The organism is Paenibacillus sp. FSL H3-0321, assembly GCF_038002865.1.
Lineage (GTDB): Bacteria > Bacillota > Bacilli > Paenibacillales > Paenibacillaceae > Paenibacillus_AQ.
Map to the genome: position 1 here is coordinate 1,591,467 of NZ_JBBODH010000001.1, position 13,085 is coordinate 1,604,551.

General features: G+C 50.3%; 12 protein-coding genes. 3 read left to right on the top strand and 9 right to left on the bottom strand.

All coding sequences use genetic code 11. The features are described from left to right. Positions 1–101 precede the first annotated feature (101 nt). From MHI45_RS07030 to MHI45_RS07040, 3 genes are all read right to left on the bottom strand, one after another. Entirely contained in the window at positions 102–941 is an 840-nt protein-coding gene (locus MHI45_RS07030) for a carbohydrate ABC transporter permease (protein WP_076108965.1), read from the bottom strand. Positions 942–966: 25 nt separating this feature from the next. Then, positions 967–1,905, bottom strand: a complete 939-nt coding sequence (locus MHI45_RS07035; protein WP_038594652.1) for a carbohydrate ABC transporter permease — start codon at positions 1,903–1,905, stop codon at positions 967–969. A 109-nt stretch (positions 1,906–2,014) separates the two neighbouring features. Next, positions 2,015–2,374 (bottom strand): (2Fe-2S) ferredoxin domain-containing protein, encoded by a 360-nt coding sequence (locus MHI45_RS07040; RefSeq protein WP_076108964.1) that lies wholly within the window; start codon positions 2,372–2,374, stop codon positions 2,015–2,017. 147 nt (positions 2,375–2,521) lie between these two features. Between MHI45_RS07040 and MHI45_RS07045 the strand changes: the two genes are divergently transcribed. The 3 genes from MHI45_RS07045 (at position 2,522) to MHI45_RS07055 (ending at position 5,633) form a co-directional block, all read left to right on the top strand. Then, positions 2,522–4,144 (top strand): AraC family transcriptional regulator, encoded by a 1,623-nt coding sequence (locus MHI45_RS07045; RefSeq protein ID WP_076108963.1) that lies wholly within the window; start codon positions 2,522–2,524, stop codon positions 4,142–4,144. A 69-nt stretch (positions 4,145–4,213) separates the two neighbouring features. Then, positions 4,214–5,221: an ABC transporter substrate-binding protein gene (locus tag MHI45_RS07050; RefSeq protein ID WP_076108962.1), complete on the top strand. Its 1,008-nt coding sequence runs from the start codon at positions 4,214–4,216 to the stop codon at positions 5,219–5,221. Positions 5,222–5,405: 184 nt separating this feature from the next. Next, positions 5,406–5,633, top strand: a complete 228-nt coding sequence (locus MHI45_RS07055) for a hypothetical protein (RefSeq protein WP_076108961.1) — start codon at positions 5,406–5,408, stop codon at positions 5,631–5,633. 4 nt (positions 5,634–5,637) lie between these two features. On the opposite strand, the gene MHI45_RS07060 is transcribed toward MHI45_RS07055, so the two are convergent. The 6 genes from MHI45_RS07060 to MHI45_RS07085 all read right to left on the bottom strand — a co-directional run bounded on the left by MHI45_RS07060 (position 5,638) and on the right by MHI45_RS07085 (position 12,911). Then, positions 5,638–6,735: a GerAB/ArcD/ProY family transporter gene (locus tag MHI45_RS07060; protein WP_076108960.1), complete on the bottom strand. Its 1,098-nt coding sequence runs from the start codon at positions 6,733–6,735 to the stop codon at positions 5,638–5,640. 16 nt (positions 6,736–6,751) lie between these two features. After that, the gene (locus MHI45_RS07065) at positions 6,752–7,960 is read right to left on the bottom strand and encodes a Ger(x)C family spore germination protein (protein ID WP_076108959.1); all 1,209 of its coding nucleotides are present in this window, start codon (positions 7,958–7,960) and stop codon (positions 6,752–6,754) included. Continuing rightward, positions 7,950–9,521 (bottom strand): spore germination protein, encoded by a 1,572-nt coding sequence (locus tag MHI45_RS07070; protein WP_076108958.1) that lies wholly within the window; start codon positions 9,519–9,521, stop codon positions 7,950–7,952. The genes MHI45_RS07065 and MHI45_RS07070 overlap by 11 nt, the downstream gene beginning before the upstream one ends. A 206-nt stretch (positions 9,522–9,727) precedes the next feature. After that, positions 9,728–10,768, bottom strand: coding sequence for an NAD(P)/FAD-dependent oxidoreductase (locus MHI45_RS07075; RefSeq protein ID WP_076108957.1), 1,041 nt, complete (start codon positions 10,766–10,768; stop codon positions 9,728–9,730). A gap of 47 nt (positions 10,769–10,815) precedes the next feature. Next, complete coding sequence (locus MHI45_RS07080) at positions 10,816–11,850, bottom strand: FecCD family ABC transporter permease (RefSeq protein WP_341118931.1); 1,035 nt, start codon at positions 11,848–11,850, stop codon at positions 10,816–10,818. A 2-nt stretch (positions 11,851–11,852) separates the two neighbouring features. Then, complete coding sequence (locus tag MHI45_RS07085) at positions 11,853–12,911, bottom strand: FecCD family ABC transporter permease (protein ID WP_038600267.1); 1,059 nt, start codon at positions 12,909–12,911, stop codon at positions 11,853–11,855. Positions 12,912–13,085: the final 174 nt, after the last annotated feature.

Genomic DNA, 13,085 nt, shown 5'->3' on the forward strand with positions numbered 1-13,085 from the left:
CTGAATTATAGAATACGCTTTCATTTGACACATGAAACAATATTTACTTTTATTGAATTATTTTTACTTCTATTTAATATAGGAGAGTTCCCGCTTGCAGCTTATCCTTTAACACCGCCAAGAGCAATTCCTTCGATAACACTTTTTTGGCCAAGGATAAAGATAATAATGAGCGGAAGAATTGCCGACACTGCGGCCGCCATGATCAGGGAATAGAACTCTCCGCTCATGGAAGTGAATTTCTGAATGGCAATCGGAAGGGTCAGCAGCTTGTCGCTTCGGATAAAGATCAGCGGATTCTGATAATCATTCCAGGTCCAGATGAACCGGAGTATAGCATAAGTAGCCACAGCAGGCTTCACCAGCGGAAGTGCAATCGACCAGAAGATTCTCGGGTGGCCCGCACCGTCTATTTTAGCTGATTCAATGAACTCCTGATGCAGTCCCATAAAGAACTGCCGCAGCATAAAGGTTCCAAGAACACTGAAACTGCCGAGCAGAATCAGTCCAAAATGGCTGTCAAACAGCCCGATGTTACGGTATAGGATAAACTGCGGTATCAGGATCGCCTGTCCCGGAATCATATACGTCACTAGTACGACCATAAACAAGAAATTGCTGGAGCGGAATCTGATCTTCGAAAAGCCGTAGGCGGCCATTGCCGAGACCAGACAGGACAACGCCGTCGTGATCAGCGCCACTTTGATCGAGTTCCAGTAATATAGAGTGAACGGGTAATCCCCGAACCAGACTTCCTTGTAATTCTCTATGGCATTCCACTTCTTGGGGAGCCACTGGATCGGGTAAGCAAACACTTCCGACTCTACTTTGAACGACGTTACCAGCATCCATATAAAAGGCAGCAGGAACAAAACACTTCCCGCAAACATTACAACCGTAATAATTACTTTGCGCCAGTCTAAGCCTGTGCGTATTTCCATAGTTTCTCTTCCCTCCCTTGCCGCCCTAGTAATTAACCCATTTTTTCTCTGCCAGCCACTGGCCGAAAGTAATCAGCATCACGAAGATAAACAAGACCACAGCGATGGCCGACGCATAACCCACCTTCAGATTTACAAAAGCTGTATCGTATAAATACCATACCATCATTGTCGTTGAGCCGATGGGGCCGCCCTGCGTCAGTACAGCGATAATATCAAACACTTTAAAAGTGGCAATAATACCGGTTACAAGAAGAAAAAAGGTCGTTGGTGACAGCAGCGGGAAGGTGATCCGTCTGAATTTTGTCCAGGCGCCTGCTCCGTCAATGTCGGCCGCCTCATACAAATCCTTCGGAATGGACTGCAGTCCGGCGATGTAAATAATCATATTGAAGCCGATGGAGATCCAGACAGAGATCATCATGATCGAGATCAACGCGAAATGCGGATCGGCAATCCATTTCGGCGGGTCGGCAATCCCGATGGCCTTGAGCATCTCATTAATAGGTCCATAGGAGGGCTGGAACAGCACCTGCCATACGATGGCTACCGCTACGGTCATGGACACATAAGGAACGAAATAGGCAATTTTGAAATATCCCTTCATATACACATAACGGTCAATCAGAATCGCCAGCACCATCGACACCAGCAAATACACCGGCACCGTCAGCAGAAACAGAAAATTGTTGCGCACCGAACGGATGAACATCTCGTCCTGCAGCAGATTGGTGAAATTCTGCAGGCCTACCCAGCGGATGCCGTCAAAGCCCTGAACAAAGTTCCAATCGGCAAATCCGAGGAATAACGTGGCGATGATCGGAATCAGCACCAGTATCGTCACCCCGATCAGCATCGGGCTTACGAACAGCAGTCCGGAAAGCGTCTCACCCTTTTGCAGCGACCAGGCTCTACGGCTGCGCACAGGCGGTTGTTGCGGTAAAGTTTCCAGGTTTTGTCCCATGTCTAACACCTCAATAGTTTCGTTATTGGTTGTGCGCTGTTTATAAATTTAGTATAAAAAAAATACCGCCAGCGCTTTGACGGTATTTTGATCATATTGGATGTAATTTTTACTTCTTCTTTTTGCCCTTCGCATCTTTCTCGGTTGCTGCAATGAGCCCTCCATCGTAAGTATAGAGCACGTTGTCTTCCAGACGTTCGCCTTCCAGAACCTTGCGCACCAGCGCTTTGGCCGATTTGGGGGTAATCTCCTTATACCATACGCCTTCCGGATAGGAAATCACTACGCAGGCATCCGAGCATCTTCCGTTGCAGCGGGTAACCGTCGTATGAATCTGCCGTTCCGCGCCCTGCTTCTCGATCTCATCCTCTATTGCATCAGCAACCTCTTCACCCTTATGCTTTCTGCAGCTGCTCCCATTGCAGATCAGCAGATGGCTTACTGTTCCTTGCAAATTCCAGGTCGTCATGGAAACTCCCACCTCTTTCTGAACAATAATACCTTTACATGAATTCTCCTAAACTCTACCGATTGCCCGGACAATCGTCAATAGGGGGAAAGGCTGCTATAATACAAATGAGAATGATTATCAAACATCAAAGGAGTGATTCTATCCATGCCTCTCCGGCAACCTGGCGATTCCCGCCCTCATCCCCATCATTTCTACTTCCCGGTACGCGTTGAAAATCTAGCCGGATTAGCCGCAAGCATTGCTCCCGGACCCGGATCCTCCGGACACTTGTCTGTTATTGTAACCGGAGGCAGCGGAACTATCGATATTCAAGACGAACGCCTTAGCCTCTCCGGCGGCAGCATGCTGTGCTGCAGCACACAGCCCGGTGTTTCTCTGAGCCCGCAGCATCAGTTGCAGGGTGTATGGATTGAATACTCTACATTTCCGCTGCTGAGCAATCAGACAAATCCCCTGAACGACAGGCACCCGTTGGGGAATTGCTCGACTAAGGTTTGCACACTCGCAGCCCGCCTGCTGAGAGTCTGGGAGGGGAGCGAAATTCAGTCCCCTTTCACCGTACAGCAGTTATTCACCGAATTGCTGACTGAGCTTCATGACGAAATCAGAGAGAACAGCCAGTCCCCGGCGCATTGGCTTGACCGCGTGCTGGAATATATAGAAGCACATTATTCCGAGGATATCACAAGAAGTCAGATGGCCGAACGTGCAGGAGTTAGCCCGGAACACTTCTCGCGGGTCTTCCGCAAAGCTACCGGACAAACCTTCAACGAATATGTAACCCTGCAGCGCATCCGCAGAGCCCAGAAGCGGATGCTGACCGGTGCTCCGAATTTGTCTCAGCTCGCGCTGGAGGTCGGCTATGTTGAAGGGACCTATTTAAGCCGGAAATTTAAGCAGGTCGTTGGTATTTCTCCTGCAGCCTACCACCGTAAGAATAAAAGAATTGTGGCCCTCAATTTTAACCATACCGCAAGCCTGCGGGCTCTGGAGATTACGCCACAGCTCGGAGTGTATTCCGGGTGGATGGAACGTCATGAGACGGTTCCTTCTGCGCTTAAGCTTCAGCTGGAAGGCAGCAGCGCGGCCATGCTCTATAACAGGGTTGCCGCTGTACGCCCGGATGTCATCATCAGCTATGACCTCCCCGGAGAGAGCAAGCAGCTGCTGCCGGTAGCTCCAGTGATAGAGCTGCCTTACATGCAAATGGACTGGCGCGAGCAGTTTCGGATGATTGCCGGGATTGCAGGCCGGCAGCCACAGGCCGAAGCCTGGTTGAGACATTATGATCAGCTGTGTTACGAAGCTAACCTGCAATTGGACCGGCTGCTTGGCGCACGGGGCACAGCCGTCATTTGGGAGTTCGGCACGAGCAGCGCATACTGCTTCAGCAGCAGTTATGGCCATGGCTGCCAGATTTTATATGGCGATCTCGGCTTTCAGCCGCCCGGTGTCTTGATGGAGCACGGGCTGATGAACCGTGGTTATCTGGAAATACCGGCTGAGCAAATAGCCGATTATCCGGCAGATCATATCTTCTTCACCAGCAGCGCTTCAACCGCTGAGGGCCAGCGGCGCTTCGAGACCCTGCTGCGCTCCGCCCGCTGGCAGGAGCTTGACGCAGCCCGCAGCGGGCATGTCTATCTCCTCGATCAGCCGGACATGTTCTATGGGTTTGATCCCCTCTCTTCATTGGCTCAGCTAAAGACGCTGATGAGAACAATAAGATCACAAATTTCCATAGGACAAGATCACATTAAGCCATAGTGTTCATTGGCTGAAGTCTGTAAAGTGTAATTGAGAATGATAATCGTTCTACATAAGGAGGCCTATAAGTTGATTAACCAGCAACATAACAGCAACACCCGGAAGCGCTGGCTCGTCTACCCGCTGCTCTTGACCCTGACTCTTCTGGTCTCAGCCTGTGGCAGCAACCAGAGCACTGGCTCCGCAACTAATTCAGGAAGTGCTGCCGAAGCTCCGGCACCTTCACAGCAGCCTGCAGAAACAACTGCACCGGCATCGTTCAAAACAGTGACAACTGTAAGCGGCGATATTGAAATCCCCGTTCAGCCGAAGCGGATCGTTGCCGAGGAATATCTGGGCAGCCTGATTGCACTGGACACCATTCCCGTCGGTGCTCCTGGCCTGACGCTGCAAAATATGTACTACAAGGAATCCCTTACAGGTGTGGCGGATACCGGAACCTACGGAAAAATGTCGCCCGAGAAAATCATCGCGCTGGATCCGGACCTGATTATCTCCGGCAATGCCGACAGCTATGAGGCTTTAAGCCAAATCGCGCCAACGGTCATTGTACCTTACGGGGATCTAAAAGATGCTCATCAGGAACTGACTTATTTCGGTGAGCTGCTGGGCAAAGAACAGCAAGCAAAGGATTGGCTGGCCGAATACGACAAACGTATCGCAGCTGCTAAGGCTAAGGTAGATGCAGCCATTCCTGCAGATGCAACCTTCAGTATCCTGGAGCATTCAGAAAAAACCACCTGGGTCTACGGGGACAATTTCGGACGGGGCGGACAGCCGATCTATCAGGCGCTGGGCCGCAAGCCTCCAACCGAAGTCGCCGCCGAAATCATGGAGAAGCAGTGGGCGGAATTATCGTCAGAGGTGCTTAACAAGTACGCAGGGGATTATCTCATCGTGACCGATAATAACTACACCGTTCAGGACTTCAAAGATGATCCTATTTGGGGCAATCTCCCTGCAGTAAAAAACGATCATCTCTATGTCTGGAAAGAGGAACGTTCGTGGTATTATGACCCCATTGCCGTATTGTCCCAGACTGAGGAATTGGCGGACTGGCTGACTAAAGGACAATAAGCACAAGCCGGAGATTAGCCTTGATTGGCTGGTCTGCCGGTTTTTTTATGGCCAGCTTCCGCAGCCCGGAGTATACAGGAGGCAGTCTGATTAACCGCACCCAGAAATGGAGATAATACCTCTAGTCTACAGTTCCCGAAAGAGCAATACTTTTCAAACACTTGCCGCCAAGGAGGACAACCGGATGAAGGTTCTAGGGATCTATTTTCTGCTAGCTTTTTTAACATTTTCGCTGTTGGTAATTGTCGATCTGTTGTCAGGCACCAGCCTCGCGATGTCGATGCATTCCTTTTATAACGTATTTGCAACCACTGCCCTGCAGGAAGCATTCATCATGGTTGTATTTGCCGCTCTGCCCATTGTTGCCGCAATCGCCGGCTTTATCAAACGGAACAGAGCTCCGCAGAAATAATAATTTACCGGTACAGTCCGAATCTGCGCCGCAGCCTGTTCACAAGAAACAGCACAATCGGGATGACAGCACACAGAAAGGGCAGAATATTCTTGAGAAAAACGCTGCCTTCTTTCATATGAACAGGGTAATTCTCCGCACTGACAAACGAAGTGAACAATACCACAACCCCTACCGGGATGACCAGCCTGCGCGTATCCTTAACCTTAAATAAATCCGCCGCAATCATGACAGCCGCATAGCAATAAATCGACATTTTGAAAAACACGCCAATAATCAGGGTCAGGATGACAAAAGCATCCAGGCGTTGAATAAAGTTGGCCACATTGACAAGCGTAATGGTCGTAAACATCGGAAAGGTTGTGCGGCTGTAAATGTCTGTTCCAAGCACCGACATCTCAACAGCATGCGTGAAGCTGAGCAGAAATCCGCTTAAAAGAATAGCGGCGATTCCTGTCTTCCTGACCTTCCGCGTTTTGTTGAGATGAGGAAGTATCGTCGTGAAGCAGACAAGTTCGCCAAAAGGGAAAATCCATATGCTCGGGTATGCGGAGCGCAGTGCTTCCATCCATTCCCCGGCATGAATCGGAAACAGATTTTTGAACTTAGTCAGCCCTGCCGCAATGACTACAAAGTTGCAGAGCAAACCCATAAGGATGGTGATAAAGAAGTAGATCTCTGACGTTCTTGCGAACACCTCGATCCCCTTGTATAGAATATACATTACGGCGATTACCATAATTGAATTAATGATAAACACAGGCGTCCTGTCGTATGAAGCCGAGATGAGGAGGTCTCCTGCTTCCCGCAAATTCCGGGAGCCGTTATAGAGCAGTATGGGAAGAAACAGCAAACTCAGCGGCCAGCCAATCCATTTGCCGAGAATTTGTTGTGTGTATCCGCTGATAATCATATTGGGAAATTGAAGATACAAATCGACGTAAATCCAATATAAGAGAATCCCCCCGGGCAGAGCCATCAGGATCGACAGCCAGACGGCATGTCCGCTTTCCAGCCCAATGGGTACCACAATCGCCGTCCCCAGTTCAAACAGTACCATCATGGAAAATAATTGAATCGGCCCGATAGCTTCTTTTCTCATGAATCTGCTCACCCATTCATTCTTTTTCTGGAGCCATGTAAGGCTTCAACCTCATCCCGGTGCTGCGGATATAAGCTTCAACCTGAATATCCAATTCTCCTCGTGCAAAGGCGGTGCTCCATTCCTTCCCTACCTTATCCCAGATCGCCGGATCGGTACGCTTCAGTTCATTGCCAAAACCAAAGATGTCGGTTTGAGACGCTTGCGCGGTTCGTACAGCCAGTTCTACTTCCTCCTTGGTTTTTTCCTCCAGTTCGGCTTCCAGCTTCACAATTTCTTCCTTGAGGCTCAAATCCACGTAGCTTCCCGTTTCATTTATAATGCCTTCCTCACGAATATGCAGATGAAAGACCGGTATACCGTTCCTGACTTCAACCTTGGCAGTGGTCTTCGAGTAGAACACATTGACGGCAATATCCTCATCTTTATTAGCAGAGGCGATGTCAATATTAGTTTCTATGACTTTATTAAGCACCCATTGAGTACCCCTCGCCGCAGGCCCGTCCATCCAATAAATCAGCTTATCGTCCTTAAAGACACCCAGTCCGCTCATTATTGTTCCTGCCTTCGTTTCTGATTGTTCGAGGCTGGATTTCTTCATCCCATCGGACGGATCCCCTATAAGGCGCAGACCGTTAATCGTCAAATCCCCTTCCCCCGTGATCCCGTTAATGATCTCGAATACATTCATGTTCCGGTTTTCTCCGTATACTCTGGAGGTATTTTGCATCTTTTTAACCACCCCCATGGAGGGCAGACTTTCCAGCGTCGTCAAAATCTTGAGTACAGATGCGGCATCTGAATTTCTGGAAATCAGCACCGGCGAGTTCAGGCGAAGTTCATGTGATCGTTCAAAAATATCGAACAAGCCTTCAATTCCGCTTCTGGCCAGCGATTCACCCACAACAACGAGCTGAGAATGGGCAAAAAACAGCTGACGCGTCGCCCGCTTGGACGCTTTGCGCAATGCCCCGAATACTGTCCGGTCGCTTGCAGAAATGACAGTAACCGCAGGCATTCCGTTCCCGGACCCCATACTTGTAGACGAAGCCGACGGATTAACCACCTGAAAGGTAACCCGGAATTCCCCGTTGTTTGCCGTTAGATCAATTCCGATACCGCTCACAATGGCAAGGTCATTTAATTCTCTGCTGTTCCAGCATCCTGTGAGGATCAGAGATAGGATCAACCAAACCGTCAGCAGAACCGGCATTTTAGTTCTCATTGTTATTTCCCTGCCGGTTCTGACCGGTCTGGCCGGATTCAGTACTACTGCGGTTGATCAAACGTTTACGGGTCTTCATGAAATGCAAAGGTGTCCGTAATATGACGTCCTTCTGATCACCCGGCGCAAACGGAGCGATTGGGGAGAGATAAGGAACACCCAGGGAACGCAAGGAGCACATATGGGCAACCAGCATCAGGCTGATAATGGCTATGCCGTAAAGACCTATAAAAGCAGCAATAAACATGATAACAAAGCGGAGTACGCGTATGGACAACGCCATATTAAAGGAAGGCGTGGCAAAGCTGGAGATCCCCGTTAATGAAACCACAATAACCATGGCGGGAGACACAATCCCGGCCTGCACGGCCGCCTGTCCCAGAACCAGACCCCCAATAATCGAGACGGTTTGACCGATGGGAGAAGGCATCCGAATGCCGGCTTCGCGGATGATCTCAAAGGTAACCTCCATCATCAGCGCCTCAACGAACGTGGGAAAGGGCACGCCTTCCCGCTGGGACGCCAGATTAATCAGCAGGGGTGTGGGGATCATCTCCTGATGAAAATTCAGTGCTGCAACAAAAACGGCTGGACCAAATAAGGAAATCACCAGGCAGAGTAATCTCAGTAAACGGATTAATGTCGATATATCATACCGCTGATAGTAATCCTCAACTGTATGAAAAAACATAAGAAAGGTTGTAGGCGCGATCAGCACAAAAGGAGTCCCGTCCACAAACAAAGCTATTCTGCCTTCCAGCAGATTTCCGGCCACGCTGTCCGGCCGTTCTGTATTGTACATCGTCGGAAAAGGAGAGAACCTGTTCTCTTCAATCATTTGCTCAATATATCCTGATTCCAGAATAGAATCTACGTGGATCGCCTGAAGCTTCTTCCTGAATTCCTGCAGTGTCTCTTCCGGGGCTAGTCCGTGAATATACATCATGGTGACATCGGTTTTAGTTACAGCCCCAAGGGTCATTGTCTCGATCCAAAGATCAGGGCTCTTGATTCTTCTGCGCACAAGGGCAATGTTCGTACCAAGAGATTCCGTAAAGCTCTCCTTGGAGCCGCGGATGGCTACCTGGGTTGCGGCTTCCGTGACAGCTCTGCTTTCACCACCGCTTGTACTTAGGCTGATGGCATCCTTCAGACCATGGAACAGCAATACCGTGTCTCCCGACATGAGGGCTTCCAGAAGACTGTTCAGATCCTTAATGAGCTTTTCTTTGCCGATAGTGAGAGCCTTTTCTTGCACATAGGCGAACAAGTCCAAGATTGTCTGTTCATCAGACGTCTTTTCGCTTAGAATTCCAAACGAAAAGGCATGGGTTATGAACTCTTCTACCCTTTCCTTGTCGATGATGCCGCTGATGTATGCTGCAGCCATCTGGTTGGCATTATCTGTTGTTTCGTACTCGCGTATAATCAGATCCGGGCTGTTTCCAAGTCTGGACCTTATCACTTTAACGTTATCCTCTAGGCTTAAGGAGAGCGGGGGGCTTGAAGTGCTGCCTTCATGCGCCCCGGCGGGCTTGGGTTCTGGGTTGCGTTTAGCCATCTTCGGCACCTCCTGCCTTTTACTATTCGCTTGCCACTCTCTTTTTATGCAGGTTATGGAATGTGTGAGATGCTGCATGAAGCTTTCCAGCCGCTGATCCTTCATTCTTCATTACTGAATTTATCCATGCGGAAACAGAAAAAGCTGCCCCGCCGTAGATTCTTCTACTTTGGGACAGCCATATTTATCAATCATTAAGTTGTATGCTAGTGTTCATCGCTTACGCCAAGCGCCTTGTTCTTTTCCTTGAAGCGGTCATTATGCGAGGATACATAGGCTGCTTTGGGTGCATCGGGATCCATGTACAGCTTGGCACTGTTCAAAGCCAGAACGGCATCGGTAAAGGTGCCGGCAATCAGGCGGACCTTGCTGCTGTAATCTACAAAATCGCCTGCGGCGAAGATACCGGGCAGATTCGTCTCCAGCCGCCCGCTGACATTGGCGCACCAGTCGCCCATATCGAGGCCCCATTCCTTGAGTGGCCCGAAATCGCTTTTTAAACCATGGTTCACAATTACCGCGTCCACCGCAAACTGCTCTGTTTCCCCAGATTCAATATGGGTGATCGTCACCTGGTCGATCGTCTCTCCATTGCTGCTGTGCAGCTGGCTTACCGCAAACGGCACGCGTACTTCTACGGAGGAAGCCTTCATCCGCGCGATATTCTTCTCATGTCCGCCGAACTGCTCTCTGCGGTGCACAATAGTTACGCTGGCTGCAATACCTTCAAGCTCGTTGGCCCAGTCTACTGCCGAGTCGCCACCGCCGGAGATCAGCACCGCTTTGCCGCGGAACGGCTCCAGCTCTTGCACTGTATAATGCAGATTCGTAACCTCGTAGCGGTCCGCCCCTTCAATTTCCAGCTTCGCCATCTGCAGAATACCATAGCCGATCGCCAGAATGATCGTACGCGTCCAATGCTGTTCGCCTGTATTCGAAGTCAGAATATAGGTTCCGTCCTCCTGCCGCTCCTGAGCAATAATCTGCTGCCCCAGAATAATGGTCGGATCGAAAGTCCGGGCCTGCTCCTCCAGCTGTTTAATCAATTGGCCGCAGAGGATCGGGGTCACTCCACCCACATCCCAGATCATTTTCTCGGGATAAATGAGCATTCTCCCCCCAAGCTCTTCCTTGGCTTCAATCAGCTTTGTCTTCAAATCTCTCATGCCGCTATAAAATGCTGTATACATACCTGCGGGTCCCCCGCCAATGATCGTTACATCGTATAATTCCAGTTGATTGCTCATTTATTTCCCTCCGTATATGTTTTTGGCTTGAGTATTTTTGGTCTCTATCAAGACTTCGTCCGGGCCAGCAAATAGAGAAAATAAGGGGCACCTATAACAGCAACCACGATACCTGTAGGAATCTCCGAGGGCTGCAATATCCAGCGGCCGATCGTATCGGCGGTGATAACCAGCAGGGAACCTAGCAGCGCGGAAGCCGGAAGCATCAGCTGATGCTTCGGACCCACCAGACGTCTGGCTAAATGCGGGCCGACCAGGCCGACAAAACCGATCCCGCCGCTGACAGCGACACTAGAAGCTGCGAGTCCGACTGCGGCTGCGAGCAGCTTGAACTGCTCTCTGGTAACAGCGGCTCCAAGGCCGGTGGCTGTCTGCTCGCCCAGATTAAGTACATTCATTACCCGGGCTTTGTAGATCACATAGGGCAGCAGAATCACAATCCAGGGGAGCAGGGAAAGCACAAATTTCCAGCTGGTCCCCCAGATGCTGCCCGCCAGCCAGGTAGCGACAAATTGATACTTATCAGGATCAAGACGCAGCGTCAGCACAATCATAGCTGCGCTGATTCCGGCTGCAACTGCTACGCCGGTCAGAAGCAGGCGGATCGGAGATATCCCCTGATACCGCTTATACGCAAGCATATAAATCAAGGCCGCAGTCAGCCCCGCTCCGACAAAAGCAACCAGCGGCAGCAGGTATACCGGTGCAGCAGTCGTCGACGGATAAAAAGAAACCAGCAGCATAACCATCAGACCGGCTCCGGCGTTGATGCCGAGAATGCCGGGATCGGCCAGATCATTGCGGAAAACGCCTTGCATGACCGCTCCGGAAACGGCAAGTCCCGCTCCGATCAGAACGGAGATCACGATGCGCGGCAGACGGAAGTCGAACAGGATCAGCTCCTGCTTGTCCGTACCTTTGCCGAGCAAAGTGTTCAGCAGTTCCATAGGAGTAAGTCGTATGTATCCTGTATTCACACTGATAATAAACACGAGTACGATTAATGCGAATATCACAGCCAGAACGGTCAGTCCGCGTCTGCGTCTGGTAGATTCATAGGATAAAGCTGTTGTTCTCTGCATGACTACAGCTCCCTTCTTTCTTTGCGGGCCAAATACAGAAAGAAAGGCACACCGATTAACGCAATGATAGCGCCCAGGGGCACTTCTTGCGGCGGATTGATCATTCTGGCGGTCAGATCGGCAAATACAGCCAGCAGACTGCCCAGAATGGCGGAACAAGGGATAATCCACCTATAATCCACCCCTACAAGATAACGCGTCAGATGGGGAATGATCAGTCCAATAAAGCCCACTGCTCCGACTACTGCTACCGAGGAGCCGGCAAGAATCAGCACAATTAATGCACCGGCCAATTTGACCAGACCCGTCCGTTGCCCTAGGCCTCTGGCGATATCCTCACCCAGGCTGAGCATAGAGATGGAACGGGATAAAATGAGGGCTCCTATAATCGCCCCGCCGATCCAGGGAAACATAATTTTGAGCTGAATCCACTTCGTACCGGCTACGCCTCCTGCATACCAGAAAGCCAGATCTTGTCCAATCTGAAAATATAAAGCTACGCCTTCGCTGAGCGCAGAGAGCAGCGCACTGAAGGCCGCTCCGGCCAGTACCAGGCGGGCAGGTGTAAGGCCGCCCTTGGCCATGGACCCGATACCATACACAATAGCCGCCCCGGCCCCGGCTCCGACAAATGCATATAAAATCAGATACATGAACGGTAAATTCGGCAAGAATGCAAAGCAGAGTGCAAGCGCAAACCCCGCTCCAGAGTTTATGCCCATCAGCCCGGAATCCGCGAGCGGGTTGCGGGTCATCCCCTGCATAATCGCTCCTGCCACCGCAAAGCTGGCACCTACCATGGCCCCGCCGAGCACGCGCGGCAGCCGCAGCTCGCGGATAATTTGATGATCCGTAATATCCGGATTGAAGTGAAACACAGCGGTCCACACTACAGAAAAGTTAATGTCTTTGGCTCCGAACGAGACCGAAAGCGCAATGCCTAGTGCTAATGCAATCAGACCGCCGACCAATATCAGCGTTGCTGCCCATGGGCGTGAACGGAACTTCACCGGATCTCTCCCCTGGATTAGCCCTTTGCTGGCCGTTGCCTGTTGATTCATTAAAGTCACCTGTTTTCTATGAAATTGATTCTCATTATCATTGTAATATTGTAAATGAAAATGGCGTTGTTTGGCAATGGACAAATGAAAGCACACCGCTCAAAAACCTCTAATCTCCGTTAAAATGACAAGTTTTGGCCCTAAATAACACAAAATCCCCGTTATCTCTCCTTG

Bases quoted from the DNA above. Each gene is read 5' to 3' on its own strand.
- MHI45_RS07030 (WP_076108965.1), bottom strand. From the start codon at position 941: ATGGAAATACGCACAGGCTTAGACTGGCGCAAAGTAATTATTACGGTT.
- MHI45_RS07035 (WP_038594652.1), bottom strand. From the start codon at position 1,905: ATGGGACAAAACCTGGAAACTTTACCGCAACAACCGCCTGTGCGCAGC.
- MHI45_RS07040 (WP_076108964.1), bottom strand. From the start codon at position 2,374: ATGACGACCTGGAATTTGCAAGGAACAGTAAGCCATCTGCTGATCTGC.
- MHI45_RS07045 (WP_076108963.1), top strand. From the start codon at position 2,522: ATGCCTCTCCGGCAACCTGGCGATTCCCGCCCTCATCCCCATCATTTC.
- MHI45_RS07055 (WP_076108961.1), top strand. From the start codon at position 5,406: ATGAAGGTTCTAGGGATCTATTTTCTGCTAGCTTTTTTAACATTTTCG.
- MHI45_RS07060 (WP_076108960.1), bottom strand. From the start codon at position 6,735: ATGAGAAAAGAAGCTATCGGGCCGATTCAATTATTTTCCATGATGGTA.
- MHI45_RS07065 (WP_076108959.1), bottom strand. From the start codon at position 7,960: ATGAGAACTAAAATGCCGGTTCTGCTGACGGTTTGGTTGATCCTATCT.
- MHI45_RS07070 (WP_076108958.1), bottom strand. From the start codon at position 9,521: ATGGCTAAACGCAACCCAGAACCCAAGCCCGCCGGGGCGCATGAAGGC.
- MHI45_RS07075 (WP_076108957.1), bottom strand. From the start codon at position 10,768: ATGAGCAATCAACTGGAATTATACGATGTAACGATCATTGGCGGGGGA.
- MHI45_RS07080 (WP_341118931.1), bottom strand. From the start codon at position 11,850: ATGCAGAGAACAACAGCTTTATCCTATGAATCTACCAGACGCAGACGC.
- MHI45_RS07085 (WP_038600267.1), bottom strand. From the start codon at position 12,911: ATGAATCAACAGGCAACGGCCAGCAAAGGGCTAATCCAGGGGAGAGAT.